23 protein-coding genes and 1 pseudogene are annotated in these 26,964 nt (G+C 37.8%); 10 read left to right on the top strand and 14 right to left on the bottom strand.

Annotation, left to right across the window (positions count from 1 at the left end):
* Positions 1 to 8: 8 nt before the first annotated feature.
* Positions 9 to 806 (bottom strand): TIGR03915 family putative DNA repair protein, encoded by a 798-nt coding sequence (locus F886_RS02830; protein ID WP_005301151.1) that lies wholly within the window; start codon positions 804 to 806, stop codon positions 9 to 11.
* 2 nt (positions 807 to 808) lie between these two features.
* Positions 809 to 2,071 carry a putative DNA modification/repair radical SAM protein gene (locus tag F886_RS02825; RefSeq protein WP_005301148.1) on the bottom strand — a complete coding sequence of 421 codons (1,263 nt, stop codon included), beginning with the start codon at positions 2,069 to 2,071 and terminating at the stop codon, positions 809 to 811.
* A 171-nt stretch (positions 2,072 to 2,242) separates the two neighbouring features.
* Here F886_RS02825 and F886_RS02820 point away from each other — a divergent pair, with 171 nt between their 5' ends.
* From F886_RS02820 to F886_RS20185, 5 genes and pseudogenes are all read left to right on the top strand, one after another.
* Positions 2,243 to 3,868: an SIR2 family protein gene (locus tag F886_RS02820; protein WP_005301144.1), complete on the top strand. Its 1,626-nt coding sequence runs from the start codon at positions 2,243 to 2,245 to the stop codon at positions 3,866 to 3,868.
* A gap of 70 nt (positions 3,869 to 3,938) precedes the next feature.
* The gene (gene glyQ / locus F886_RS02815) at positions 3,939 to 4,916 is read left to right on the top strand and encodes a glycine--tRNA ligase subunit alpha (RefSeq protein ID WP_002044989.1); all 978 of its coding nucleotides are present in this window, start codon (positions 3,939 to 3,941) and stop codon (positions 4,914 to 4,916) included.
* The gene (glyS, locus tag F886_RS02810) at positions 4,916 to 6,985 is read left to right on the top strand and encodes a glycine--tRNA ligase subunit beta (protein WP_005301141.1); all 2,070 of its coding nucleotides are present in this window, start codon (positions 4,916 to 4,918) and stop codon (positions 6,983 to 6,985) included. Before glyQ ends, glyS begins: the two co-directional genes overlap by 1 nt.
* Positions 6,986 to 7,070: 85 nt before the next feature.
* A complete protein-coding gene (locus tag F886_RS02805) occupies positions 7,071 to 7,544 on the top strand; it encodes a hypothetical protein (RefSeq protein WP_005301138.1) in 474 nt (157 codons plus the stop codon).
* Between the two features lie 41 nt (positions 7,545 to 7,585).
* Positions 7,586 to 7,723: pseudogene (locus tag F886_RS20185) on the top strand (hypothetical protein); the annotation flags it as partial.
* Between the two features lie 52 nt (positions 7,724 to 7,775).
* Here F886_RS20185 and F886_RS02795 read toward each other — a convergent pair.
* Positions 7,776 to 8,060, bottom strand: coding sequence for a YciI family protein (locus F886_RS02795; RefSeq protein ID WP_005301133.1), 285 nt, complete (start codon positions 8,058 to 8,060; stop codon positions 7,776 to 7,778).
* Positions 8,061 to 8,127: 67 nt separating this feature from the next.
* The gene (locus tag F886_RS02790) at positions 8,128 to 9,030 is read right to left on the bottom strand and encodes a DMT family transporter (protein ID WP_005301131.1); all 903 of its coding nucleotides are present in this window, start codon (positions 9,028 to 9,030) and stop codon (positions 8,128 to 8,130) included.
* 108 nt (positions 9,031 to 9,138) lie between these two features.
* On the opposite strand from F886_RS02790, the gene F886_RS02785 reads away from it, so the two are divergent.
* From F886_RS02785 to F886_RS02775, 3 genes are all read left to right on the top strand, one after another.
* Entirely contained in the window at positions 9,139 to 10,005 is an 867-nt protein-coding gene (locus F886_RS02785; protein ID WP_005301128.1) for a LysR family transcriptional regulator, read from the top strand.
* A 148-nt stretch (positions 10,006 to 10,153) separates the two neighbouring features.
* The gene (locus F886_RS02780; RefSeq protein WP_005301126.1) at positions 10,154 to 10,573 is read left to right on the top strand and encodes a hypothetical protein; all 420 of its coding nucleotides are present in this window, start codon (positions 10,154 to 10,156) and stop codon (positions 10,571 to 10,573) included.
* A 96-nt stretch (positions 10,574 to 10,669) separates the two neighbouring features.
* Positions 10,670 to 11,104, top strand: a complete 435-nt coding sequence (locus F886_RS02775) for a hypothetical protein (RefSeq protein WP_005301123.1) — start codon at positions 10,670 to 10,672, stop codon at positions 11,102 to 11,104.
* A gap of 102 nt (positions 11,105 to 11,206) precedes the next feature.
* Here F886_RS02775 and F886_RS02770 read toward each other — a convergent pair whose 3' ends face one another.
* Together F886_RS02770 and F886_RS02765 are read right to left on the bottom strand one after the other, a co-directional pair.
* Positions 11,207 to 12,562 (bottom strand): S8 family peptidase, encoded by a 1,356-nt coding sequence (locus F886_RS02770; RefSeq protein WP_005301120.1) that lies wholly within the window; start codon positions 12,560 to 12,562, stop codon positions 11,207 to 11,209.
* Positions 12,563 to 12,597: 35 nt separating this feature from the next.
* The gene (locus F886_RS02765; protein WP_005301117.1) at positions 12,598 to 12,906 is read right to left on the bottom strand and encodes a hypothetical protein; all 309 of its coding nucleotides are present in this window, start codon (positions 12,904 to 12,906) and stop codon (positions 12,598 to 12,600) included.
* Between the two features lie 591 nt (positions 12,907 to 13,497).
* Between F886_RS02765 and F886_RS02760 the strand changes: the two genes are divergently transcribed.
* Positions 13,498 to 14,331 (top strand): hypothetical protein, encoded by an 834-nt coding sequence (locus F886_RS02760; RefSeq protein WP_005301114.1) that lies wholly within the window; start codon positions 13,498 to 13,500, stop codon positions 14,329 to 14,331.
* Positions 14,332 to 14,393: 62 nt separating this feature from the next.
* Here the strand turns inward: F886_RS02760 and astE are convergent, their stop codons facing one another.
* From astE to F886_RS02720, 8 genes are all read right to left on the bottom strand, one after another.
* The gene (gene astE / locus F886_RS02755; RefSeq protein ID WP_005301111.1) at positions 14,394 to 15,368 is read right to left on the bottom strand and encodes a succinylglutamate desuccinylase; all 975 of its coding nucleotides are present in this window, start codon (positions 15,366 to 15,368) and stop codon (positions 14,394 to 14,396) included.
* A gap of 12 nt (positions 15,369 to 15,380) precedes the next feature.
* The gene (gene astB / locus F886_RS02750) at positions 15,381 to 16,724 is read right to left on the bottom strand and encodes an N-succinylarginine dihydrolase (protein ID WP_005301108.1); all 1,344 of its coding nucleotides are present in this window, start codon (positions 16,722 to 16,724) and stop codon (positions 15,381 to 15,383) included.
* 17 nt (positions 16,725 to 16,741) lie between these two features.
* Positions 16,742 to 18,211 (bottom strand): succinylglutamate-semialdehyde dehydrogenase, encoded by a 1,470-nt coding sequence (gene astD / locus F886_RS02745; RefSeq protein ID WP_005301105.1) that lies wholly within the window; start codon positions 18,209 to 18,211, stop codon positions 16,742 to 16,744.
* Complete coding sequence (gene astA, locus F886_RS02740) at positions 18,211 to 19,242, bottom strand: arginine N-succinyltransferase (protein ID WP_005301103.1); 1,032 nt, start codon at positions 19,240 to 19,242, stop codon at positions 18,211 to 18,213. The genes astD and astA overlap by 1 nt, the downstream gene beginning before the upstream one ends.
* 18 nt (positions 19,243 to 19,260) lie before the next feature.
* Positions 19,261 to 20,475: an aspartate aminotransferase family protein gene (locus F886_RS02735; RefSeq protein ID WP_005301100.1), complete on the bottom strand. Its 1,215-nt coding sequence runs from the start codon at positions 20,473 to 20,475 to the stop codon at positions 19,261 to 19,263.
* A 135-nt stretch (positions 20,476 to 20,610) separates the two neighbouring features.
* Positions 20,611 to 21,885 carry a Glu/Leu/Phe/Val family dehydrogenase gene (locus F886_RS02730; protein ID WP_005301097.1) on the bottom strand — a complete coding sequence of 425 codons (1,275 nt, stop codon included), beginning with the start codon at positions 21,883 to 21,885 and terminating at the stop codon, positions 20,611 to 20,613.
* A 1,032-nt stretch (positions 21,886 to 22,917) separates the two neighbouring features.
* Entirely contained in the window at positions 22,918 to 24,351 is a 1,434-nt protein-coding gene (locus F886_RS02725; protein WP_005301094.1) for an amino acid permease, read from the bottom strand.
* Between the two features lie 413 nt (positions 24,352 to 24,764).
* Positions 24,765 to 26,042 (bottom strand): hypothetical protein, encoded by a 1,278-nt coding sequence (locus F886_RS02720; protein ID WP_005301091.1) that lies wholly within the window; start codon positions 26,040 to 26,042, stop codon positions 24,765 to 24,767.
* 127 nt (positions 26,043 to 26,169) lie between these two features.
* On the opposite strand from F886_RS02720, the gene F886_RS02715 reads away from it, so the two are divergent.
* Positions 26,170 to 26,958 (top strand): class I SAM-dependent methyltransferase, encoded by a 789-nt coding sequence (locus tag F886_RS02715; RefSeq protein ID WP_005301086.1) that lies wholly within the window; start codon positions 26,170 to 26,172, stop codon positions 26,956 to 26,958.
* Positions 26,959 to 26,964: the final 6 nt, after the last annotated feature.

The following is a 26,964-nucleotide window of genomic DNA, read 5'->3' as shown; positions in this document are numbered from 1 at the left end:
TTAAAACTTTAATATTCCAACAATTTTTCATTTAAATAACGCCAATAGCGCTTCGGCAAATATTGCACATGAAGTTTTATATTCTGGCGTTCAGTAATATTAACGCTATTAAAATAATCTTTCCAAAGCTGGTCATATAAAACTTCTTGTTCATCTAGCTCAAGCTGAAAGCTTTGACTCATGCCATTTTTTAAATTACGGTCAACTTCAGAAGCTTCGAGTGAAATTTCATGTATTTCACGTAAATCATAATAAATTCCAAACTTACGTTTCTCATCATAAATCAGCCAACGTTGATCTTGATAACGCCGTTTAAAATGCGGCTGAATAAGCGGTAAAACATTAAAATCGGGGCGAACCAGACTTAAAAAAAGCTCATCCTTGGTTTTCTTAAAACGAATAAAAGCCTCCATTCGATGCTTCTCTCGTCCGACCTTTTTTGTCCACTGTGCAATCCCTAAAACACTAGGATTTGAATAATCTTTTTCTACTGATGAATGACTACTAAACACATAAATACAGTAATTAAATAAATGCTGATAAGCATCTAAAGATTCAGATAGATAAGCAAAATAAAATTGTTTTAATGAAGATGGTGAAAGCTTTTTTTGTAGCGCAGACCAAACACGCTCGGCATGTTCCTCGTTATTTGAAATCTCAATTTTATCGGCAAATAAACCATGTTGAGCCGCATCATTCAGACAGAGCCTGACCTGCAATTCTTTAAATTGAAATGCACGAAAAACACAGCTCAGTAGTCCCACCATTGAACCATCAAAATAGTAAGCCACTTCCTCATTAAACATGATTAAAACCCAAGGCTTAATTGTGGCGAGAGTTGCTGCACATATTTCGAAGATCCCTGCGTTAAAATCTGCTGTCGAATATAGCCAGAAGATAGTTCCTTTTGGAACTTTGGGCTGTCTTCACAGCGAATAAAGAATTTTGCACGCTGATAAGCTACGCCAAGTTTTTTAAGTAAATCGATATGGATTTTTCCAAAACGGCGAGCCTGAACAATTTTCTTCGCCGATTTCACGCCAATACCCGGCACACGTAAAATCATTTGATAGTCGGCACGATTTAAATCTACTGGAAACTGTTCAGGATGCCTTAAAGCCCAGCTTAATTTCGGGTCTACATCAAGATCTAAGTTTGGGTGTTTTTCATTGACAATTTCATTGACCTGAAAACCATAAAAACGCATCAGCCAATCGCTTTGATAGAGTCGATTCTCACGAAGCAACGGCGGTGCAGAACCCACTGCTGGCAAGTAATTATTTTCGGTATTAATTGGAATATAACCCGAAAAATAGACACGTTTGAGTTTAAATTCCTTGTAGTGCTTATCTGCCATAAACAAAACATCTTGGTCGGACTCATGGTGAGCACCTACCACCATTTGAGTGGTCTGTCCTGCTGGCACATATTTCGGCACATGCTTAATAATTTGACGTTCATCTTTAAGCTGAATAAGTCTGTCACGGACCAAACCTAAATCTTTTTGCACTTCCTGATGTGATTTTTCTGGTGCAAAAGTCTTTAGCCCAATTTCGGTCGGCATCTCTAAATTAATACTCATCCGGTCAGCATATAAACCTGCTTCATGAATAAGTTCAGGCGATGCTCCCGGAATGGTTTTTAAGTGAATATAGCCATTAAAGTTTTCTTCAAGACGCAACTTTTTCACGACTTGAAGCATACGCTCCATTGTATGGTCGGCCGATTTAAAAATACCTGAACTTAAAAATAAACCTTCAATATAATTACGGCGGTAAAAATTAATGGTTAAGTCCACCACCTCTTGCACCGTAAATGCTGCACGTTGAACGTCATTAGAACGACGTGAAACGCAATAAGCGCAGTCAAAAATACATACGTTGCTAAATAGAATTTTTAAGAGAGATACACAACGGCCATCTTCGGTATAGCTATGGCAAATACCTGAATGACTGGCATCACCCAAACCTTTATCTTTATTTTTACGGTCACTGCCACTTGATGAACAAGACACATCATATTTTGCAGCATCAGCAAGAATCTGTAGTTTTTCTCGAATGCGATCAGACATATCAAACGACTCATTTATGGCATCGTTTAAAAAATATCATTTTGCATTCTTAAATTTAATCCAGTGAAGTACGCTGAGCGTCATAAGGTGACGTTTTAATTCTACTCAAGCTAGTACTGTTTATTAAATCAGATATAATCACTAAAAATTCAAAAGTTTAAACTATAAGCAATGGAACAAAACAAAGAAGAACTCCTTAAGCATCTGGCTGCTTCGCTCGAAGATGCAAAGAATGAGGGTGGTGCAATTTTATTGGTAGGTGCGGGTATTTCTGTATCTGCTGGAATTCCTCCTGCACAAAAATTGATGAAAATTGCGATTGAGAACTTTCCTAACTACTTTACTCAAGAAGAGCAAAAATTTGCTCAAAAAGACTTAAGTAAACTTCAATACAATGACATTATGACTAAGCTTTCTAACGTTAAACGTAAGGAGCTGTTTAAGTGGTTTATTGAAGGAAATAATGAAAAAAATATCGAAAAAGCTAAGCTAAATTTTGCGCATATCGCAATTGCTGAATTATTAAAACAGGGATATTTCAGCCGTATATTAACTGTAAATTTTGATCCTCTTTTAATCCATGCTTGTTATATGGTTGGTATGTACCCATTTCCTGCCATTTATGATTTAGGTGCTATGGGTAAAGTAAATGCTGAGCTTTTACACGACCCAAGCATTGTCTATTTAAATGGTCAACATGTTGGATTTGTTCAGCGAAACACTACAGATCAACTTGAAGCACATAAAGAAACTTTAACTCAGATTGTACGTTCAACAGGTTGTAATAAAACTTGGGTTGTTGCTGGTTATAGCGGTGAAAATGACCCTCTAATGCATGCATTAAATGAACTGCGTCCTTATAACAATTGGTTATATTGGCTAGAATATGGTGAACAAGTTATCCAAAAACACAGCCATAATTTCTTAGAAAAAGATGAAGAAATAAAAGTAATCTATAGATGTGATGCAGATGAAACCTTTATGGAAATCGCTGAAAATTTAGAATGTAGTTTAGATTTTATTGAACAGCCCTATACTGAATTAGAGCTTTATACTAAAGAAATTAATTTTAATACCTCAAAGCTGAAAGGTCATCAACTATTATCTAAAGTAAGAAACTATATAACTGTTTTGAAAAGCGATGTTACTATTAATAAATTTAAAATTGCTGAGATAGTTACAGATTATATTAGTAATGAAGAATTTCATTCTTTTTCTAGTGATCCAAATTATTCTAATGAACGATTAATTTCTATTTGTGAGGAACTATTCCCAATTTTAAATGAGAGTTTAACAGGGGAATTCTTTTTCTGGTGGGCAAGTGCCTATTGTCCTTTAAGTAAAAAATTCGATAGTAAACCTATTAATGAAAAAATCCTTGCGTATGAAAAAGCCTTAGAAATATCACAGAAAGGTATTAAACAAGATCCAACTTTTGGTGGAAATTTTCATTACTGCGGAATTTATCAATTAGGGCTAGCTAAATTACTTAAGAATGATAACTCAAGAAAAAAAGCGCTTTTAAATCAATCTATTCAAAACTTTAGATCAAGTGATGATTATGCTGAACATGTAATGTATTCTGTTGAATGTTATATACTTTTAGAAAAAATCGATAAACTTGTTAACTACTTTAACGAACCTAAAATTCTTGAAATAATAAAAAAACATAAGCCACTGATATTTCAAGAAAAATATATACCAGCGCTCATCCAAAATGATATTTTCTGTATGTGGTATAAAACTATATTTCATAATGTACCAAATAAAGAAAATATGAGAACTAAGGATAGCTAAAGCCTTTGCCACTCCCCTACAAAATCCTTATACTTAGGGGCAATTTTTCTCATAAATTCGTGGATGCTACATGAGTCGCGCCATCTCGCACATTGATACATTTCAGGGCTTAATTCTTGCCCTACAAAACTATTGGGCCGAACAAGGCTGCGTCGTACTACAACCTTACGACATGGAAATGGGCGCTGGAACATTCCACACCGCAACATTCTTACGTGCTTTAGGGCCTGAAACTTGGAATGCTGCATACGTTCAACCTTCACGTCGTCCAAAAGATGGTCGCTATGGTGAAAACCCAAACCGTTTGCAACACTACTACCAATTCCAAGTGGTGCTTAAGCCAAATCCAGACAACATCCAACAGCTCTATCTTGATTCTTTAAAAGCAATTGGGATTGATACGCTTACTCACGATATTCGTTTCGTAGAAGACAACTGGGAATCTCCGACGCTTGGGGCTTGGGGCTTAGGTTGGGAAGTTTGGCTTAACGGTATGGAAGTAACTCAGTTCACTTACTTCCAACAAGTCGGTGGTGTTGAATGTTACCCAGTAACAGGTGAAATCACTTACGGTTTAGAACGTCTTGCAATGTACCTTCAAGGTGTTGACTCGGTTTATGACCTTGTTTGGACGAAAGGCCAATTTGGTACTGTGACTTACGGCGACGTATTCCATCAAAATGAAGTTGAACAATCGACTTACAACTTTGAATACGCTCCAGTTGAAAAACTATTTGAACTGTTTGATTTTTACGAATCAGAAGCAAACCGTTTAATTGAAGCAAAACTTTCTCTTCCTGCTTATGAGCAAGTGGTTAAAGCGTCTCATACCTTTAACTTGCTTGATGCACGTGGAGCAATTTCTGTGACTGAGCGTCAACGTTACATTTTACGTGTACGTACTTTAGCGCGTGCTATTGCACAAAGTTATGTACAAGCACGTGCAGAGCTTGGCTTCCCAATGGCAGAACCACACTTACGTGATGAAGTATTGGCACAGTTAAAAGCACAAGCTGAAAGTGAAGCAGCAAAGGCGGAGAAAAACTAATGAGCAAACATACTGTTTTATTCGAACTTGGCTGTGAAGAGCTTCCACCAAAAAGCTTAAAAACTTTACGTGATGCACTACAGGCAGAGACGGTAAAAGGCTTAAAAGATGCTGGCTTAAACTTCGCATCAATTGAAGCTTATGCAGCTCCACGTCGTTTAGCGCTTAAAATTGTAGATATCGATGCTGCACAAGCTGATACACAAAAACGTTTTGACGGCCCTGCTGTTCAAGCGGCTTACGATGCAGAAGGTAAACCGACTAAAGCACTTGAAGGCTTTATGCGTGGTCAAGGGATCACAGTTGATCAGCTTTCTACTTTCCAAGCAGGTAAAGTTGAAAAAGTTTGCTATTTAAAAGATGTAAAAGGTCAAAGCCTTGATGCTTTACTTCCACAGATTTTACAAACTGCGCTAGACAATTTACCAATTGCTAAGCGTATGCGTTCTGCTGCAAGCCGTACTGAATTTGTACGTCCAGTGAAATGGGTTCTTTTACTTAAAGATGACCAAATTGTTGACGCAACTATTCAAGATCACAAAGCTGGTAATGTGACTTATGGTCATCGTTTCCATGCACCTGAGGCTGTGACTTTAGCGCATGCAAATGACTACTTAGCTGTTTTAGAAAAAGCTTACGTTGTTGCGAACTTTGAAAAACGTCAAGCAACCATTCAAGAACAAGTGAAAAAGTTAGCTGATGAAGTTAACGCGATTGCGATTGTTCCAACTGATTTACTTGATGAAGTAACAAGCCTCGTTGAATGGCCAGTTGCTCTTCGTGCAAACTTTGAAGAGCGCTTCCTTGCTGTTCCTCAAGAAGCACTTATTACGACGATGCAAGACAACCAGAAGTATTTCTGTTTGATCAATGCGGAAGGTAAATTACAACCTTACTTCATTACTGTTTCAAACATTGAGTCTAAAGACCCGACTCAAATTATTGAAGGTAATGAAAAAGTTGTTCGCCCTCGTTTGTCTGATGCTGAGTTCTTCTTCTTACAAGATCAAAAGCAACCGCTTGCATCTCGTAAAGAAAAACTAGCAAACATGGTATTCCAAGCACAACTTGGTACGCTTTGGGACAAATCAACACGTATTGCAAAACTTGCTGTTGCATTATCTGCAATCACTGGTGCAAACCCAGCAGATGCTGAAAAAGCTGCATTACTTGCTAAATGCGACTTAACGTCTGAGCTTGTTGGTGAGTTCCCAGAACTTCAAGGTATTGCGGGTACTTACTACGCGCGTATTGAAGGTGAAAACACTGAAGTTTCAGAAGCTTTAGGTGAGCAATATTTACCAAAATTTGCTGGCGATGTTTTACCTAAAACCAAAACTGGAACAACGATTGCCCTTGCTGACCGTTTAGATACACTTGTTGGTATTTTCGGTATTGGACAAGCACCGACAGGTTCTAAAGACCCGTTTGCTCTTCGTCGTTCAGCAATTGGTATCTTACGTTTAATCATTGAAAATGAATTAGATGTAACAATTGAAGAGTTAGTTAATCTTGCACTTCAAGGTTATGGCGACATCGTTAAAGACCACGACAAGACTCTTGCTGATGCGGTTGCATTCTTGGAAGGTCGTTACCGTGCTAAGTACGAAGACCAAGGTGTTGCTGTTGACGTACTTCAAGCTGTTCAAGCACTTGCACCGAAGTCTCCACTTGATTTTGACAAGCGCGTAAATGCTGTTAACCACTTCCGTACATTACCTGAAGCTGCTGCACTTGCTGCTGCAAACAAACGTGTTGCTAATATTCTTGCAAAAGAAGCGGCACCAGAAGGTTCTGTAGTTGAAGCAAACTTGGTTGAAGATGCTGAAAAAGCATTATTCGCTGAACTTCAAGCAGTGACTCCTGTGGTTGAACCATTACTTGCAGCAAAAGACTATACTGCTGCCCTTTCTAAGCTTGCAGCACTTCGCGCGCCGATTGATGCATTCTTTGATGGCGTAATGGTAATGGCAGATGATGCTGACCTGAAAGCAAACCGTTTACGTTTATTGGCTCAGTTACGTAACTTGTTTACTGCTGTGGCTGATGTGAGTGTGTTGCAAGGCTAAGCCTTAATTGGTTGTAATTTAATGAGAACCCCTCTATAAATTAGTGGGGTTTTTTAATATTAAAAATAAATCCGCAGTCATCATAATGAATACCTCTTCAATTAAAAATTTTTATCGTATAGATGCTCAACTTGTTCTTTGCCATACCCTTTTACTGGCAATCGGTTATGGCTTATGGAAACTATATCCTCATATAAAGACCAAACCAGATATGAGCGGTCTGTTCTTTATGATTATCTCTATTCTAGGCGGTTTTGCAGGGCTGATTATGCTAGCTGTAACTCTGCCTCGTTTAGATCGTTCTGTTCGTAATTTATCAGTGAATAAATTTATTTTGGCTCTGCTGTATTGGATTTCGAGTACCATTATTTTCGTCCTATTTGGTATCAGCAAATTCTTCTTCAATAATCCGCTAGTTTTGCTGGTTTTTGTTTTGGTTTTTTTCATCAGTGTTTATCTTTCGGTGATTCGCCTTGCAGATATGCGTAAAAAAGACTGGCTGATCTTAAGCGGAATTTTTGGAGCTATTGTGCTGTTCTTCTTTTTGCCAGAGCTTTAGAAAATGGTTTAAGTAAAGATTCTGAGCTTATAATGCTTTGTGTACCTAACGATACCTTCTTTGATGGTGTAATGGTTATGGCAGATGATGCTTACCTAAAAGCAAACCGTTTACGTTTATTAGCTCAGTTGCGTAACTTGTTTACTGCTGTGGCTGATGTGAGTGTATTGCAGGGTTAATTAACTCATTATTAAATAAAGGGATATTTTATAGATCCCTTTATTTTTTGAGTTAAACAAACTCTTTAATTTCTTCTAAACTTTTCGATGGCTCAAACCACATAAAATCATAATCAGCCACATCATGAATATAAAACGGATCATTTTTCATGATTTCTTCAGCTTCTTGAATCGAAGAGCTTAAAACCAAAATCACCCCACCTACTCTATTTTCCCGGCGCCCCGACGCTAGAAACTTCTTTTGCTCATAATAATGATCTAAAAAAGAAATATGCTCTTTGAGTACAGCATCAACTTCGGCTAATGGTTTTTTATAGGTCAAAGTAACAACAATCATCTCATTCTCTTAGAGTAAGCAGCACATGACATAACATCAATCTACAGATCGTTTAATGATCTATAGCTTATTCGATAGTACGCCTATTCCCCCAATTCATCCACACCAAACTCCCCACAATAATCACTCCACCTAGCAGTACAATCATTGATGGTTTTTCATTTAAGAAAAGAACCGCCAAACTCATAGCGACAATCGGCGAACAATATAAAAAATTTGATGCAATCGTTAACGGCATATTTTTAAGTACATATCCCCAAAGTACATAAGCCATCGCACTTGGAAAAATACCCAATAAGACAACCGACATATTGGCCTGCCAAGTGGCATGTAAAATCTCATCAGGCAAATGAGCACTATAAAAAAGTAAAGGAATGGTTCCGAACCAAATGATGTAGCACATCATGCTCAAGGCATCATAATTTAAAGCAAATTTCTTATATAAATTAAAATAAAGTCCCCATGCAATTGCAGCTAAAACAATTAATAAACTATAAGGACTCGGTACACCAAAACCATGATCTCCACTGACTACCAAAACGGCGCCGCAAAGTCCAAGCAAAATACATAACCATTGTTTGAAACTGATTTGTTCCTTAAAAAGTAAAGCTGAAATAATAAAGGTAAATAATGGAATAGACTGGCTTAAAATACTGGAGGCAACCGCAGTCACATATTGCTGTCCTGTATTTATCAGCAAATGATGCAGCGTCACAGAGAAAAATCCTAACACCCCAAGTGCAGGAGCATCTTTCCATTTTAAAGGCTGAATCCCTTTTTTTATGACCAAAAGCAGTAAAAAAACCGATGCAATCAAAAAACGGAGCAAAGCAATATGCTGCGGTGTATATGAATGCAAAGCACTATGTACACCAATAGGTGAATAGCCCCAACAAAAGACGGTCACAGCAATACATAAATAGAGCTTAAATGCTGGAGGCTGAGTTTCGGCAGCAAGAGAAATTGCCATGTTAAATCTGCACTAGTGAAATGGAACACTTTCATCATATGCGCATGGATAGTTGAATAAAATTAACTTATATTGAGTCAAATATTCATTAAAAGTGAATGATAAAATATGGATATCGCTCAGTTAAAAATGTTTCAGACCGTGGTTGAATGCGGAACAATGGCTAAGGCATCAATGCAACTACATTGTGTACCATCCAATATCACAACGCGCATTAAACAACTCGAAGAAGAATTAGGCGCACCGCTGTTTTATCGGGAAGGAAAAAGTTTAAAACTCACCCCATCAGGAGAAATTTTCCTAAATTATTGCCATAAAATTTTAGCGCTATGCGATGAAGCCAAACGGAGTATTCATCCAGATGCCCCACCTTCTGGCCCATTAAAAATTGGAGCTATTGAATCTTCTGCCACAACTCGTCTGCCTAACTTACTTGCGAAGTATCATCAACGTTTTCCAGAAGTTTCTATTCAAATTATTACAGGCACATGGAAACAGCTATTAGTCGATATTTCTCAACACAAACTTGATGGTGCAATTGTCGCAGGCAATATCGAGTTTCCTATGCTGAATAAACTCAGTATTTACCAAGAAGAAATGGTCTTGATTGCATCTCATTCTTTGGGAGAGATCCACAACCAAGAAGACCTGATTGGTAAAGAAATTTTTATGTGGACTGAGGGCTGTCCTTACCGAGCAGCTCTTGAAGAATGGCTTAAGCTCAAAAATATTTCACTTCCAATTACTAGCATTACCAGTTATGCCACCATTATCGGTTGCGTCAGTGCAGGCTCTGGTGTGTCTTTGGTACCGAAGAGTATTTATGAGCAATATAAAAATTTAACCAATATTCGAGGCTATAAATTTGAACACCTTGCCTTTATGCAGAATCAATTTTTCTGGCATAAAAATGTGAGCAACCATAAAGCTAGAGACATGTTTTTAGATTTAATTAAGTCTGAATTTTGTTTATGAGTCATTGGGATAATTACTTTATTGCGATCAAATGATGATTTATCGTAATCAAATCGTATGGGTTTTATCTCATTGCAGTACAAGCTTTATTTTTAACAGTAAGATCACCACTTCATCTTTTGATTCTGGTTGGGGAGATTTATCCAAAATGAAAACCATACACATTATATGTATTGCGACCTCTATGTTGGCTTCATCAACCTTATTTGCAGAAACAACGCAACCACAACAAGTAGGTGAAACAACATCTAAAGCACAACCTTATGGTGATAACCCAAGTTTAGGTCGTGTATTGTTATATAAAACTGGAAAAGGCATACAAAATTTAGGAGACTCTATTCAAGGAGCTTCTGAAAAAACTTCAAATAAAATTAGTGAAAAGTGGAAAAACACCAAAGAATTTACAGCTGAAAAAGCAGAAGTCGTTCAGCAAAAAGCAGATACAGCCAAAGCTTTTACAGAAAATAAAATAGATCAAGCGAAGCAAAATATTACCAGTAGTCGAAACGGTGAAAATATTCCAATTGAACAAGGTGAGCTAAGTAAATCGAGCACAACAACTAACTAATTTGCTAAGACAGCGCGATAAATTCGCGCTTTTATAAATACAGATATTCATTTAGAACTATTGATCATCAACTATAAAGAGCTAGGAATCTGCCTTATGAATAGTCAAAAACTTCTCTTTTCAACACTATGCTGCTTAGCATTAACTGCATGTGCAACCTCTACACCTCCTTCTTCATCTTATTCTCAGGCACAAGTTTTAGAGCAAGATACCAATATCGAAGCTTATCCATCAACTACAGGGAATGTAGCCAAGCTCATTAAACAAGATAAGCAAGCTTGTATGATTGAATTTACGGGATATTTAGGGGGCGGACACGTTACTGAACACTGGGTATTTAATGATAAGGGGCTGATTTCAGCTACATCATTTACCCAACAATACCCTGATGAATCAGGCATATTAAATCAGGCAACTAACTCTACAACCAAAAGCTCAACGACTTTTAATATTCAAGATCCAGAAATTCAGAATAATTTCAAAAAACTTCAAAATAACTTTAATCCAGCAAATTTAGAAAAGTGTCATTAATACTTTTTCATAAAAAGCCCGTTGCAAAAGCTGCCTTCTGCAACGGGTTATAGCTATTTTAAAAATTTCTTGGACCTAATTTAAAAAATTATAAATAAGCTATTAATTAATGGTTAAACCATTTGTTGCTGCCAGTAAATCAATACGCGGGAAAACCAAGCCCGTTCTTGAGTCAGTGATTGGCTTACCTGTCGTTTTTAAACGGCTGATGGTTTGATCAATACTTTCTGTTGGACTCACGCTATTCGCTCGTAATAAAGCAATCGCACCTGCCACATGTGGTGTCGCTTGAGATGTACCTCCCATAGTGTAGCCACCCGCGGTAATCATTGCCCCTGGTGCCAATAAAGTCACAAGGCTACCACCATTACTGAAGCACGCTACTTTGTCTGCTGCTGTTGTTGGGTCAGAACATTTCACAGGATTCCCCCATGACACACCCCCAATATTACTGTCATAAACAGCACCAACTCTTACTGCACCAGCAACACAGGCAGGAGATGAAATTCCATCTGAAAATGCGTCATTGCCTGAAGCGACTACAGGTACCACTCCAGCAGCTCGTGCATTAGCAAATGCTGTTCCATAACTGCTGTCGCTACACTCCGAAGTATATTTAACACCTGGTACGCCAAGGCTTAAGTTAACTGCTTTAATATTATAGGTTTGTGCATTATTTACAGCCCAGTTAATCCCTGCGAGGATATCACTATCATAAGCTGTGCTTACCCATTTACCTTGGGATCTGACCTTTCTAAAAACATCAATGCCTATAATTTTGGTCTTGGTGGCAACCTTGGACACAATGCCTGAAACATTACTACCATGCCCATCATCATCTAAAGCGCCATCATCTGGTGCACTATCAAATGAGTAAACAACGCGACAAGTATTTGACGGTGTATTTACTGCCGTACAACCAAAATCAGAATGAAGATAATTCACCCCTGTATCAATCACTGCCACACTAGAGCCTTCACCAGTGAAACCATTAGTATTTGCTTGTGGTTGATTAATTAAAGGTAAACTTTCATTGGTCGTGGTTTGATTAATACGATTTGGATAAACCGCTTTAACATTCGGATCATTGAGCAAAGAGACCAAAGCTTCGCGGTTACTAATCCGATAAAAAGCTAAAGGCAAATTATTGTAGTCCCGAAGTACTTGAACACCACCAGCACGGTTAAACCTTGCCTGTAAATTTTTCTTATTTGTTGCAATATAACTTCGCCGTTCTAACCCGGAAGGCACGCTCACCGAAGCAATATTGTATTCAACAATTAAATCATTCGAATCATTATTAACCAAGGCATCTAAATCGATTTTACCCTGAAATACTTTTTGTTTTGCTGCCTGATTTAATCGCTGTTTAGCATCTTTAGAATCTAAAGGAAGAGCTGATGCAGTTGTACTTAAAATCGTACATAGACCTAATAGAAATAACGTTTTACTTTGCATTATTTTTCTCCGTAGTTTTTCAACTAACAATTTACTTATTTCGCTTTTATTTCATTTGCTGGATCTTTTTCTGGATCAATCGGTTGAATTGAAAGATCACTTTTTGTGTCATAAAAAGGAACAGTATCAGCTGATACCGATTGTGGATGAGTTGAATGTTGAGATAGATTTTTAGGTTGAGTAGGCTCCTTAAGTTTAGAAAGAAAAGACGATGTGTCTGGTTGTGGCGAATTCGACTCATGTAAAGCAGAATTAAACACATCAGATGCACCACTTGTGGGCTTTAAATACAGAACAACGGCGATCAAGCCGACTATTACAAGAAGGGAAGCAATAATTTTCATCTGTCATATCTCTGTTTTTTTGTTTATAGATATCTATTTTTATTTTTGATTATTTGAAATAAAGCAGCATTTCTTAATATATTTTTCATGTGAAAAATCTATTTAATGAAATACATAACCACTAAAAAGTTAAAATAACTTTATCCCGAATAAGCAAAAATACAGTTCTGCCCTGTACGTTTATATTTCTGGCAGAAGATGGTTCAAAAAAGTGCTAAAAAGCGCCTTATTCTCATAATAAGCAATAACTATGCCGTTTACTCCAATAAATAATGAGATTTACATCACATTTGAAGATATAGAGAGCAAATTCGAAAAAAACGAAATGAAAAAATTAAAAGGTGTTTTTAAAAAATTAAATAATAAGAATTCCTTTTGCTTAATTAGATTTTCTAATAAATAAATGTTCTTTTTCACTTTATTATTAATTTTTATTAATCTCCACAATTCCTCCCTAGTCTGTTTACTCAACGTAACACTGTTGTAACGTTTTGATGAAGTCAGTTCCCAAGCCCATATTCCCTTGGCTATGATTCGTTTGCGTTTATGAAATACCTCACTAAAAGGGTATATTCTTTGAAGGATATCGCAATGAAAATGATGAAAACAGCTATCGTTACTGCAAGTGTTCTTGCTTCTGCTTCTATTTTTGCACAAAGTGCGGGCGTTAATGCAGATGCTTCTGCTCAAGTAAATGTACAACCGGGTGGTCTTGTTAGTGGCGTAGCCAATACAGTCAAAAATACTGCACACACTGTAGGTAACACAGCAAAGCATGCTGGTCATGTCGCTGCTGACACTACAGTTAAAGCAACTAAAAAAACAACAGGAAAAGTGACTGAACTTTCTTCTAAAGCTGCAAATGGTACTAAACACATAGCAACTGAAGCTGCAACGGGTACCAAACACTTTGCTACCGAAGCTGCGACAGGTACTAAAAATGTAGCGACTAAAGCTGCAGCTGGTACTAAACATTTTGCTACCGAAGCAGTAACAGGTACTAAAAATGTAGCGACTAAAGCTGCAAACGGCACTAAAAACTTAGCAGTTGAGGCTAAAGCTGATACAAAAGCAGGTTTTGATGCTGTAAAGACTAAAGTTACAGAAAAACAAGCAGATCAAAAAGAATTTACTGCTGAAAAACAAGCTAATGCTCAAGCGCATGTAGATGCAGTAAAAACTCGTGTAGCTCAAAATCAAGCTGAGCAAAAAGAATTTGTAGCTGATACTAAAGCTGATGCCCAAGCACAGTTGAATGCAGCTCAACCAGCACATGCAATTAATGCTCAAACTGGTGTAAATGTTGGTGTTAACGTTGGCCCTGTTGGAGTTAACACAAACGCAAATATAAACGCTGGTGCTCAAACGTCTACACAAAAAGCTGAAAAGAAATCTTGGGTTAAAGGTCTTTTCGGTACGAACTAATATCTTATACATAAAAAAAGGGCAATTAATTGCCCTTTTTTTATTTCTTAAAAATCAAATGTTCAACTGGTTTCAGTTAAAACCAAACCTGCACGTAAACCAATTTTCACATTTGGATTTGGAAATAAAATCCAGACTTGATCTTGCTCAACAACATAATTGCCAGAAGGTTGAGCTGCAATGATTTCACCTTTGGTAAAAGTCGAAAAATTTGGTGCTTCAGCCGATAAGTTCATCTGAAAATCTTCGTCTTTTTTAATTAAAGAGTCCGATACTTTAAAAACCCGAATTTTTGTTTTATTACGTGGTGGCAAAGCTTGCTCAGAAACCACATGACGAATAACTTCATCAATTGCAGCAAACTGGCTCAAGTCATTTTGTCCAAATGGTAAGGCTTTTCCTAACTCTAAAGTTGCGCTCGCAGCTTTAAAATTTTCACTAGTAAAATGCGTAAAGGTTTTACCGACCGCATTGTGATAAACCAAAGCATCCAAGTCAGCTGCTTCAAGGCTCGCTGTCAAATCTGCATCATAAGCATGTGTTTGATAGGGAAATAAAGCAAACGTTGGCAACAAAGAAGCGCGAATTGCGGTGTGCAAATCATAGTGATAACGTTTTGCTTGGCTTGAACTTTCTTGAAAGAAAGTCGTGACCACTTGCTCTAAAACTTCAGCACGTTTTGATTCTTCAGTCACAGGTAGAGTTTTATATCCACCACAAAACATTCGGTTTACATCATCATGCACATAACGTTTACCTTGACGCATTGCATAAGGATTACCCAGTACAAACAGTAATCTCACAGCAAGGTTTAAACGTCCTGCAAACAAATCTGTGCATAGATGAGATAACAATTCAATTGGTGCTGTTTCATTACCATGTACTCCAGCTGACAGTACGACAGATTTGTCGTACTGTGCATTTGGCGTACATTCAAGAAGTCCTTCACCTAACCAACGCCAAGAAAAATTATCTTGTTTTCCTTCGCGGGTTTTAGGTTGCTCACCTTGTAAGGTTAATGCTAGAAAATCTTGCATGTCACCTCCTCATTATTTTTGGAAAGGATAGACCGAACCCAAACCTAAAATTTTGGTCAGTTCATCGAGTGCCATACGGCTTTCCATGAGTAAATGCGGATCAGCCAAATCTTCTTGTGCTAAACGATCACGATAGTGTTTATCGACCCATTGATTGAGTGTGCCAAACAATTGATCGTTCATAAGAACTTTTGGATTTACAGCATTTAACTCAGTTTCGTTTAAAGCTACGCGTAAACGTAAACATGCCGGACCACCACCATTACGCATACTTTCACGTAAGTCATATACCTGAATAGCATCAATTGGTGTACCCATCTGAACCATATCGTTCAGATAACCCCAAACTGCCTTATTCTGGCGAGACTCTTCTGGCACCACAATGGTCATTCCACCATCTGGACGAGTCAAAATCTGGCTATTAAATAAATAAGTTGCTACGGCATCATCAACAGTAACGCAGTTTTCAGGAACTTCAATCGAGATAAAATCTTCACCGATGCTTGCCATTTTCTGACGAATTTCAGCAAAAGCTTGATCTTGATTTAAGAATGCATGTTGATGATGGAATAAAACCTGTTGGTTACTTACCGCGATAACATCGTTATGGAATACACCCTGATCAATTACATCCGGATTTTGTTGAACAAAAACGGTATGCGCATCATCTAAACGATGCAAACGTGCAATTGCTTCACTTGCTTCACGCGTCTGACGAGCTGGATAGCGTTTTGGTCCCGGTAAACCATTATTTAAATGTTGTTGACCATAAACAAAAACTTGAACTCCACGTTTAGCATAATCACCACCTAAACGGTTGTGATTTGCTGCACCTTCATCACCGAATAAAGCTACTTGTGGTAAAGCTTCATGGTGTACAAAGTGACGTTCATTTTTAAAGATCGCTTGTAGGACCTGACTTGTAGTTTCAGCTTCAATTGAACGGTGAAACTTATTATTCAAATTCGCTGCTGTAAAATGCACGCGTTCATCTTGGCTATCTGCCGAAGGTGAAACAGTTGCCGCATTTGCAGTCCACATTGGTGAAGCTGAACTTAGCGATGATAATAGTTCAGGTGAATGACGCATTGCTTGAGCAACTACGCTAATGTCATCTCCTGTAAAACCTAAACGACGTAACATTGGAACATGTGGGCGCTCATGCGGAACAAGCACACCTTGTTTCATTCCCATGTCGGCCAAAGCTTTCATCTTTAGCAAGCCCTGTTTAGCTGCTAATTTTGGATTCGAGGCGTTATTACGGTTTTTTGTCGATGCTTCATTACCAAATGACAAGCCTGCGTAGTGATGTGTTGGTCCCACCAAACCATCGAAATTTACTTCATATCCTTTCATTTTTCTTTCCCTAGTGTTTAAGGCAACACAATCCCTGGAGATAATTTTTCTGGTAAGGTTAAGCTGTCACTTTCAAGTGAAGCCATTGGCCAAGCACAATAATCAGCTGCATAAAAGGCACTTGCGCGGTGGTTACCTGAGGCTCCGACCCCACCAAACGGTGCAGCACTTGAAGCACCTGTTAATGGCTTATTCCAGTTCACAATACCAGCACGCGCTTCAATAAGCACTTGATCAAACAGTTCACGTTTTGGTGAAACCAGACCAACAGACAAACCAAAGCGAGTTGCATTTGCAATTTTTAATGCTTCTTCAAAGTTGTCATAACGTTGAATCGTCGTAAGCGGACCAAAATATTCTTCATCTGGAATATCTGTGACGCCTGTTACATCAACAATGCCTGGAGTAAGTAACGAACTATCTTCTTGTGGACGTGTCATTGGCAACAAGCTTTTTGCGCCAAGCTCAAGCAATTTTTGTTGAGCAAGCATCATATTTGATGCGGCAACTGACGAGATAACGCCACCCATAAATGGTTGTTGCTCATCGTTCCAACGACCAACTTTTAGATTTTTAGCAACTTCAACGAAACGTTGAATAAATGCATCACCTTCTGCGCCATTTTTCACCAAGATACGGCGTGCACATGTACAACGCTGACCCGCCGAAACAAATGCAGATTGAATAGTGAGATTAACTACAGCATCGACATCGATAATTTCATCAATAATCAATGCATTATTGCCACCCATTTCAAGCGCAAGGATTTTCTCAGGTGCACCCGCCATTTGCTTATGCAAGTGATAACCCGTGTTTGCACTTCCGGTAAACAATAAACCATCAATTTCATGTGAAGCAGCTAACGCTTCACCAGTGGTACGACCACCTTGCACCAAGTTCATAACACCATTTGGCAAACCAGCTTGCTGCCAAAGTTTTACAGTTTCTTCAGCAGTCCAAGGTGTTAATTCGCTTGGTTTAAATACCACGGTATTACCTGCTAGTAATGCAGGAACAATATGCCCATTTGGTAAATGGCCCGGGAAGTTATATGGACCGAAAACTGCAAGCACACCATGTGGACGGTGACGTAAAGATGCTACACCATCGGCCATTTCAGTTGAGCTTTCACCTGTACGCTGATGATAAGCACGGATTGAAATCGCAACTTTGCCAATCATTGATTGAACTTCAGTTAATGTTTCCCAAAATGGCTTACTGGTTTCTTGGCTAATTACTTCTGCTAAATGCTTTTTATTTTCTTCAAGCAAAGCTGCGAATTTCTCAACAATCGCTACACGTTCTGCAAGTGGCAAACGTGCCCATGCTGGAAATGCAGTACGCGCTGCCTGACAAGCTTGCTCTACATCAGCAGCAGTTGCTTCAGCACCTGACCATACAGTTTGGTTATCAACTGGATTTGTTTTTTCAAATGTTGTGCCGCTGCCTTGTAACCAGACACCGTTTATAAATAAAGAGTTTGACATCAGGATACTTCCATTGGATTTAGTGATAACACACGAACAACGTGACCTTCTTGTACACCGAGTTTTTCAGCTTGTTCATGTGTTAAATTTATAGTGTTATCAACAAGATCAAGCTTCATCAACATTGCCTTATAGTCATGATAATTATCATTGGCAACGAGATATTGGGTCTTACCGACCGCAGCTTCACTTGTAATTTTGACGTTTAAAAACTGACTTTCTTTTACTGCCCGCAATTCATCAATATTGGCTTCAATGGTTGGACCCGCATCAAAAATATCGACATATCCTTGATAGCGTAAGCCTTCTGACTCAAGCACATGGTAAGCAGGCAAAGTTTGTGGGTGCATTTTTCCAATCACCTCTTGCGCATCTTTTGGCAAGAGATCCACATAGACTGGAAAACGTGGCATAAGCTCTGCAATAAATACTTTTTGCCCAATTCCACTTAAATAGTCTGCTGTTGAGAAATCCATATTAAAGAAATGGTGACCAATAGCATCCCAAAATGGAGAACATCCATTTTCGTCTGAGAAACCACGCATTTCAGCAATTAACTTTTTCTCGAAATATTGCTTAAAGGCAGCAATAAACATAAAACGGATTTTCGATAAGAATTTACCGTTTTGGTTTTCACGACGCTCTGGATCTAAAAATAATGTACAGAGTTCACTACTACCCGTTCTGTCATTACTCAAAAATAAGGTAGGTAGTGACTTATAAACGTTTAGTGCTTTTGAAGCGTGTACTTGAGTACCAACATGAAAGTTGTACCAAGGCTCAATGAGTCCTACAGCAACTTCAATTGCGCTTAAACCAATAACACGTTGAGCTTCTGTATCTTCAAGAACAAACAGATAGCCTTGTTCACTTTTATGGACATTGCCATTTAAAGTATTGCGAGTACGTGAAATTCGAGCCGAAAGTGTATCCATATTTTGTGGCAAGGAAGTCAGGCCTACACCCGACTTACCCGCTAATTTATAAATATCTTCAAGGTCTCGAAACTCGGCATGACGGACGATCATCATGGCTAGCTTTCCTTTTTTTTATTTAGCCAATTTAGCCAACGCTCTTTTTAAACGAGCAATCCCTTCATCAATATCTTGTTCAGGAATGATAAGCGACGGAGTAAAACGAACTACATTCGGGCCTGCAATTAAAGCAAGTAAACCTTCTTCACCCGCCCAAGTCGTAATATCTTTAGCTTTCCCTGCATACTCAGCTTTTAATTCACAACCAATCAATAAACCTTGACCACGAATTTCTTCAAAAATCTGATGTTCAGCGTTTAATGCATTTAGTGCATCGAGGAAATATTGATGACGATGCTTCACACCTTCGAGTACTTCAGGCGTATTAATAAACTCAAATACTGCACCTGCAACTGCACTTGCTAACGGGTTACCACCATAAGTCGTACCATGTGTACCCACTGAAAAATGCGGAGCAAACTTATCTGTTGTTAACATTGCACCCACTGGGAAACCACCGCCTAGTGCTTTTGCAGTCGTTAACACATCTGGAATAACACCAGAGTTCATGTAGGCATACAGTGCACCTGTACGGCCAACGCCAGTTTGCACTTCATCAAAAATAAGTAAGGCACCGAACTCATCACACAGTGCACGTAAACCTTTTAAAAATTCGATGTCAGCAGGAATAACGCCGCCCTCACCTTGAATCGGTTCAACAATGACTGCACATGTTTGCTCATTAATCACCGCTTTTGCAGCTTCTAAATCGTTAAAGGCAACGTGGTTAATTCCGTTTGGAAGTGGTGCAAAGTCTTGTGAATATTTAGGTTGACCACCCGCTGAAACGGTAAATAAAGTACGGCCATGGAAAGCATTGTTAAATGCCACAATGCCACTTTTGCCAGCAACGCCGCTGTCTAAACCAACTTTACGAGCCAGTTTTAAAGCAGCTTCGTTCGCTTCAGCACCTGAGTTACAGAAGAAAACCTTGTCTGCAAATGTATTTTCGGTGAGTTGTTTTGCAAGACGTAGAACGGGTTCATTTGTATAACCGTTACCTACATGCCAAAGTTTTGTTGCTTGTTCTGTTAAAGCATTTACTGCCACTGGATGCGCATGACCTAATGCGTTTACTGCAATCCCGCCTGCAAAATCAATATATTCTTTATTTTCTTGATCCCAAATACGTGAACCTTCGCCACGTACCGGAATGAAATTTGCCGGTGCAAAAACTGGAACCATCCAGTCGTTAAAGTTGCTTCGAGTTACAGAAATTGGCTGTTCCATGCTTACCTCAGTATTTATTTAATATATTCGATAACACTTAATTTTGAATAATTCAGAAAAAGGGGCTGAACAAATAACCCTATAACATCCTTAATATTTGCTCAGACCACTTTTCCTAAAAGTAATTTCCGCAGATTAGCCTGGGAAAATACCACGCTCTTTACGAGCTTTTAAAATACGCTCACATGCCAAGATGTAAGCTGCTGTACGTAAAGTACAAGCGTTGCTATTCGCTGTGTTCCAAACGTCATCCATAGCTTGAACCATCAATTTGTCTAAACGCTCATTGATTTCTTCTTCAGTCCAGAAATAGCTCGCCATGTCTTGAACCCATTCGAAGTAACTTACAGTTACACCGCCGGCGTTACATACAACGTCAGGTACTACAACAATGCCACGCTCAACTAATACGTCTTCAGCTTTAGGATAAGTCGGGCCGTTTGCGCCTTCTAAAATCAACTTAGCTTTAAGTTTTTGAGCACGCTCAACAGTGATTTGACCTTCCAATGCAGCAGGAACAATAATGTCAACTTCTGCTGTCCAGAAATCTTCATCAGCAATTGATTGCGCGCCAGCGAAGCCGCCAATACCGCCTTGATTTGCATTTACGTGATCACGTAAAGCTTCAAGATCAATACCATCAGCATTGAAAATTGTGCCAGTGTGATCTTGAACGTGAGTGATTTTTGCTTTTGATTCAACAAATAAGAAAGCAGCTTCACTACCTACGTTACCAAAACCTTGAACAGCGATTTTCGCGCCTTCAATTGGTAAATTGATTTTTGCAGCTACTTCGCGACCTGTAACGAATACACCGCGACCAGTCGCTTTAACACGACCTAAAGAGCCACCTAAGTGAACTGGCTTACCAGTTACAACACCAGTTACTGTGTAACCTTGGCTTGTAGAGTAAGTATCCATCATCCAACCCATGATATTGGCATTTGTACCAACGTCTGGAGCTGGGATATCTTTTTGAGGCCCGATAATGTGACCGATTTCAGTCGTATAACGACGAGTTAAACGCTCTAATTCACGATTAGATAATTTACGTGGATCAACACGGATACCACCTTTTGCACCGCCAAATGGCAAATTCAAAACAGCAGTTTTAATTGTCATCCATGCAGATAACGCCATAACTTCGTTCAAATCAACATTCGGATGGTAACGCACACCACCTTTACCAGGACCACGAGACAAGTTGTGTTGTACACGGTAGCCTTCAAAGTGCTGAATAGAACCGTCATCCATTACAATTGGCACGTCTACAATAAGTGCACGTTTTGGACGTTTTAAAGTGTCAATAAACTCAGCTAAGTGGTCTAAGTACGGAGCAACACGGTCAATTTGTGCCAAGTAAGTTTGCCATGCATCGCTGTGTTCGTTTACGTATGAAAGATCTGACATCTTTTTTCCTATATACCTTCATAGACTCAGATTTGATAAATCTGTAATCTTTATTATTTAGCAACTAAAACCCTGAAATAACAGTATCTTAGTTTATTTACTAAATCTTTTGCTCTTCTAAAGCATCAGATTTTTTAAATTCCATTTGTTGGTACTAAAAGTACGATCTACTTTTATATACCGATATCTTTTACAAGTTTTCTTTTGTCTAAATTGCTATTTATAAAGAGAGTTTTATAAAAGCAAAAAACTAGCCACAACCCACTAAAACCAGCCGGCTGAAATATAAATACAAAAGAAGTGACATAACCGTTTGGGAGTTAAAAAGAACTATGATTTACAAAAACCACGAGTCCATAAAATTTTTTTGACTAATCGATAGATCCCTCCATTAGTCTTTTTAAAATAAACTTTGTTCAATAATCCTACAGATTAATTATTTCCACACATGCTGCTTAAAATTAAGCCGCAACATAGATATAAAATCTTCCAATAAATATAGCATAGAGCAAGCTCATTTAGAACATTTTAAAATAAATAAGAAGAGAAAAAATAATCAAATCGAACTGACATTTATAATAAAAAAACAACAAATATTAAAAAACCCTTAACTTTAATAAAAAAATATTATAGAAAAAAAACAACCATAAATACAAAAAATGTAAATATTTTTATTAATATATAACAATAACTTAATTACTTTTATTTTTTAAAAAACTATCAAAAAATTATCCATTCTTCACATTAAATCCATATTACGTTCATTCAACCCTTATATTCCAAAAAACTAAAAACAGCTCTCTATTAAATAACAAGACTAAACATAGACTTAATCAAATATTTATAATAAATAAATATTAATAAAAATCCGATCAGTGGTAAATTTATAAAACAATATTTGTTTTTATGATCAAAAATAAAAATTCATTTTTAAAAAAAATATATAAGATCCCTCCTTTTCTAATTTCCTATAGGCAATAAAAAAGCCCCAAATGGGGCCTTTAGACTATGCTTCAGAAAGCATATCTTTGCTTAGCTCCACACCGCATCTTTCTTGTGATAAAAAATGAAGTAGCTCGCATAACACACAAGAATGAAAACAATACAGCAGATAAAGCCAACCTGCATCGAAGGATCGAATACCATACTAATACAAGTAATAGCACAGAAAAGACCACCCACGATTGGGGTTAAAGGAAATAAAGGAGCAGCAAAACGCAAATCTTTTGCAGTTTTACCAGATTTATACCACTGTCTACGGAAGTTGAATTGAGATACGCAAATTGCAATCCACACTACAACCATGGTGAAAGCAGCAACACCTAATAAATTCTTAAAAATAGTTTCAGGTGCAAATTGTTCTGAAAGTAAACCTGGTATAGCACCCAGCATTGTGACCACAATAGCTACAATAGGTGTTCCTGAAGGTGTAAGTTTAGAAAAGATTTTTGGTAATTGGTTTTTTGCAGAAAGCGACCACATCATACGTGAAGCAGCAAATAAACCAGAATTTGCAGCAGAGAGTAAAGCCGTAATAATCACAAAGCGAATAATATCTTCGGCATATGGGATACCAATATAATTAAACACAGTCACAAATGGACTATTACTCACCTCATTACCACTTAAACCAGCAAGCTGGAATGGTAACAATGAACTAATTACAACAATTGTGCCGACAAAGAAAATCAGTAGTCGCCAAATAGCAGCATTGATTGCTTTAGGAACTGTCTGTGCTGGATTCTCTGCTTCCCCAGCTGCCACACCAATTAATTCTGTACCCGAAAAAGCAAAATTAACAATCAGCATGGTTGTAAAAATTGGAAATAACCCGTGTGGGAACCAGCCTTGGGCAGTTAAATTGCTAAACAACGGCGCAGTTTCGTGTCCGTGATAAGGAATAAAGCCAAAAATCGCCAGCAAACCCAAGCCAATAAAACAAATAATGGTGACAACTTTCACAAGTGCCAACCAAAACTCTGACTCGGCAAATAATCGCGTTGAACTAATATTAATGAAAAAAACTAAGGCACCAAAACATAATGTCCAAGCCCAAACAGAAGTAGAGGGAAACCACTCACGAACCAGTAAAGCTGCTGCGGTAAATTCTGTTCCTAAAGTCGCGGTCCAAGTTAACCAATATAACCAAGTGATCATATAACCTGTACCCGGACCAATATAGCGACGAGCGTACTCACCGAATGATCCAGATTCCGGTACATGTACCGCAAGTTCACCAAGACATAGCATCACGGTATAGGCAATTAAACCGCCTAAAAAATAAGAAATAATTGCGCCAATTGGGCCAGCTTGGGAAATTACATCACCCGACCCTAAAAAAAGACCTGTACCTATGGCACCGCCAAGGGAGATCATCACCAAATGTCGAGTACTCATTGCTCGTTTCAAAGGTGCAGAACTTCCATGTTGCGATGCATCATTATTCCGATAATTTAATGATTGCATATAAAAAACTGTAACGACAATTTAGTAAAAAATCATTTTAGGAGAAAAAAATAAATATGCAATTATCTTTGAATAGTGAACTTATTTTAAGCAGCCCCATTTTATTTAAATAAAATGAATAACAAAAACATAATCTTACAAAAAGACATCGTTATTTATGTATTTTAATTAACCTGACACTATTTCTATAATTTATATATTAATAAAGCCCATTTATTTTAAAATATACTATTTATATTCACCACTGGCTATATCTACTTTTAATACAATAAATATTCGCAGAACAAACCCACTATTTATTTAAATAATGAATTTCAAATTAATATACAAATAAGTTTATGAAAAAATATTTTTTAAGCAAAAAATAAAGCTCAAACCTAAAGGTCTGAGCTTTATTTAACCACTATCAAATTTTAAAAGTTGATCGAGGCTAGTTGTTCAGTCGGCTGAATTGAACCTTCTATAAATTCACACATCCCATGTTCATCACAAGATAAATTTAATTGCTTATAGCTGATTGCAAAACAGTCTGAATATTTTTTGACTACAAATGGACTCATATCCGATGATAAAGGCTCGTCGTGCTTGAACAATTTAATGACTTTGCGATCATTCATTCCCAACAAATAAGTTTCATTATTTAATTTAATATGCACTACACCAGTGTGTTCAGCCACAATTGGAATCAAATAAGACTTATTCGCCAGCAGAACATCTAGAGCATAACTTTCAAACTTTGAATTAATGAGGTTGAATACCAAAATTGAGCCAAAGCTGGTCTGCAATCCTTCTTGATAATTTGCAGCGTCCTGAATTCGCTGTACTTTAATACCTAACTTTTGAAAGTCTAGCTCAGTTGCTTGCTGTGTCTTTATCAGACTACGAGTAATAGCGTGTTTAAGAGGGTTATCAAAATAACGCTCATCAAGCTGAAAATCATTTTGGCGTAATATTTTTAACAGCATGTCATCATGATGAGTAAGAACATGCGCTAATACATTACGGAAGTAAAACTTACTTTGCTTTTTGACCTTACGAACCTGCTGATAAAAATAAATTTCGTCAAATTCATGTTCAATAAAATCATGCAATAAACTTGAACTTGCCAATACAGACAATGCTTCATGACCAGTAAATGGCAAATGAATCGTATGTAAGTTTGGTAATAGCTCTTTTATTTTTAGATAATGTTCACGGTCAGTCGAAAAATAAGGGTCATAAACAATGACATATTCACGCGCTGCATCGACATCTTGCGCCTGGATTTGCATGTCTTTATTTGCCACAGCATCGAAAAACTCGGCATAGCGTCGATCTTCAACCTGCTCAGGATCAATTGAATATTGAGGCACAAATGCAATCACACGATTCATATTCAATAAATTAGAATATTTGATTGCTGCATAGCCGCCCATTGAACCGCCATAACCCACAATATTTTTAAAGCCTTCTAGAATAGGCGAAATCGCTTTTGCCAGCTCAATCATGCTCGCTTGAGGAAACCATGATTTTTGTTTTGGCATTACCCCAATAATATTATATTGGTATTTAATTAGGGACTTTTCAGCATTGATAGATAAGCCACTCGCTCGGGTAATCAAATCGCCAAAAGAGAGAACCAATGTATTAGAATCGCCTGGTAAAAAAATGGCTCTAATGTGTTCGTCTTCAAAAATAATTTGCTTATCCATGCTCACACCGAAAGAAAATTTACTCCCACATACAACGTCAAAAATGAAACAAAATAGGTGTTTTGCCAATTTATGATTGCGGAGTATCTTATTTTATAGATGCCAGTCAGATTAAAAAGCGCAAAATATGACACAATCCTTACATCCTGCCGCTCAAAAAGGCTTCAGCTCAGCTGCTGAACTTTATCAGCAAGTTAGACCTAATTATCCCGCAGAAATAGTAAGTTGGCTGCAAAATTGCCTACAAATACAGGAAAACTCTACTGTTATCGATCTTGGATCGGGTACTGGCAAATTCTTACCCTACTTAAAACAAACACATGCAGATGTTATTGCAGTTGAGCCAATTGGCGAGATGTTACAGCAGCTTCAACAAGTTTATCCTGATATCAAAACATTACAGGCTTTTAGCCATTCAATTCCTGTAGCAGACCATGAAATTGATGCCATTATTTGTGCGCAATCTTTCCACTGGTTTGACAACCTTGATACCCTAACAGAAATGTATAGAGTATTAAAACCACAAGGACATTTAGGACTCGTTTGGAATCAACGTGACGAGCGTACGGATTGGGTGAAAGCCTTAGCTGATTTTCTACTTCCACTTGAAGGAGACACGCCGCGTTACCATAGTGAAAAGTGGAAACGTGTGTTTGAACAACAAGATTTATTCGTATTTGATAGCCTACAAACATTTACACAGTCGCAATCCGGTCCTGTCGAACAAGTCGTGAGTAAACGTTTGCTCTCTACGAGTTTTATTGCTGCAATGACTGAAAAAGATCAGTTACAACTCAAAGCACAGTTTGAAAAAATTGTTTATGATTTTACGGGATTAGGTCCTCAAGATCAGATTGATTTTCCATATGTCACATATGCATATCACTTTCAGAAAAGTACGTTACCCGTTAAATAATTAGTG

The sequence above is a fragment of the Acinetobacter sp. NIPH 542 genome (genome assembly GCF_000369825.1).
Classification (GTDB): Bacteria; Pseudomonadota; Gammaproteobacteria; order Pseudomonadales; family Moraxellaceae; genus Acinetobacter; species Acinetobacter oleivorans.
This window is presented reverse-complemented; position numbering and strand designations above follow the sequence as displayed.

Bases quoted from the DNA above. Each gene is read 5' to 3' on its own strand.
- F886_RS02730 (WP_005301097.1), bottom strand. From the start codon at position 21,885: ATGTCAGATCTTTCATACGTAAACGAACACAGCGATGCATGGCAAACT.
- F886_RS02780 (WP_005301126.1), top strand. From the start codon at position 10,154: ATGAAAACCATACACATTATATGTATTGCGACCTCTATGTTGGCTTCA.
- F886_RS02795 (WP_005301133.1), bottom strand. From the start codon at position 8,060: ATGATTGTTGTTACTTTGACCTATAAAAAACCATTAGCCGAAGTTGAT.
- astD (WP_005301105.1), bottom strand. From the start codon at position 18,211: ATGTCAAACTCTTTATTTATAAACGGTGTCTGGTTACAAGGCAGCGGC.
- F886_RS02725 (WP_005301094.1), bottom strand. From the start codon at position 24,351: ATGCAATCATTAAATTATCGGAATAATGATGCATCGCAACATGGAAGT.
- astB (WP_005301108.1), bottom strand. From the start codon at position 16,724: ATGAAAGGATATGAAGTAAATTTCGATGGTTTGGTGGGACCAACACAT.
- astE (WP_005301111.1), bottom strand. From the start codon at position 15,368: ATGCAAGATTTTCTAGCATTAACCTTACAAGGTGAGCAACCTAAAACC.
- F886_RS02770 (WP_005301120.1), bottom strand. From the start codon at position 12,562: ATGCAAAGTAAAACGTTATTTCTATTAGGTCTATGTACGATTTTAAGT.
- F886_RS02805 (WP_005301138.1), top strand. From the start codon at position 7,071: ATGAATACCTCTTCAATTAAAAATTTTTATCGTATAGATGCTCAACTT.
- F886_RS02825 (WP_005301148.1), bottom strand. From the start codon at position 2,071: ATGTCTGATCGCATTCGAGAAAAACTACAGATTCTTGCTGATGCTGCA.
- F886_RS02830 (WP_005301151.1), bottom strand. From the start codon at position 806: ATGTTTAATGAGGAAGTGGCTTACTATTTTGATGGTTCAATGGTGGGA.
- F886_RS02785 (WP_005301128.1), top strand. From the start codon at position 9,139: ATGGATATCGCTCAGTTAAAAATGTTTCAGACCGTGGTTGAATGCGGA.
- F886_RS02715 (WP_005301086.1), top strand. From the start codon at position 26,170: ATGACACAATCCTTACATCCTGCCGCTCAAAAAGGCTTCAGCTCAGCT.
- F886_RS02760 (WP_005301114.1), top strand. From the start codon at position 13,498: ATGAAAATGATGAAAACAGCTATCGTTACTGCAAGTGTTCTTGCTTCT.
- F886_RS02720 (WP_005301091.1), bottom strand. From the start codon at position 26,042: ATGGATAAGCAAATTATTTTTGAAGACGAACACATTAGAGCCATTTTT.
- astA (WP_005301103.1), bottom strand. From the start codon at position 19,242: ATGATGATCGTCCGTCATGCCGAGTTTCGAGACCTTGAAGATATTTAT.
- F886_RS02790 (WP_005301131.1), bottom strand. From the start codon at position 9,030: ATGGCAATTTCTCTTGCTGCCGAAACTCAGCCTCCAGCATTTAAGCTC.
- F886_RS02775 (WP_005301123.1), top strand. From the start codon at position 10,670: ATGAATAGTCAAAAACTTCTCTTTTCAACACTATGCTGCTTAGCATTA.
- glyQ (WP_002044989.1), top strand. From the start codon at position 3,939: ATGAGTCGCGCCATCTCGCACATTGATACATTTCAGGGCTTAATTCTT.
- F886_RS02765 (WP_005301117.1), bottom strand. From the start codon at position 12,906: ATGAAAATTATTGCTTCCCTTCTTGTAATAGTCGGCTTGATCGCCGTT.
- F886_RS02820 (WP_005301144.1), top strand. From the start codon at position 2,243: ATGGAACAAAACAAAGAAGAACTCCTTAAGCATCTGGCTGCTTCGCTC.
- glyS (WP_005301141.1), top strand. From the start codon at position 4,916: ATGAGCAAACATACTGTTTTATTCGAACTTGGCTGTGAAGAGCTTCCA.
- F886_RS02735 (WP_005301100.1), bottom strand. From the start codon at position 20,475: ATGGAACAGCCAATTTCTGTAACTCGAAGCAACTTTAACGACTGGATG.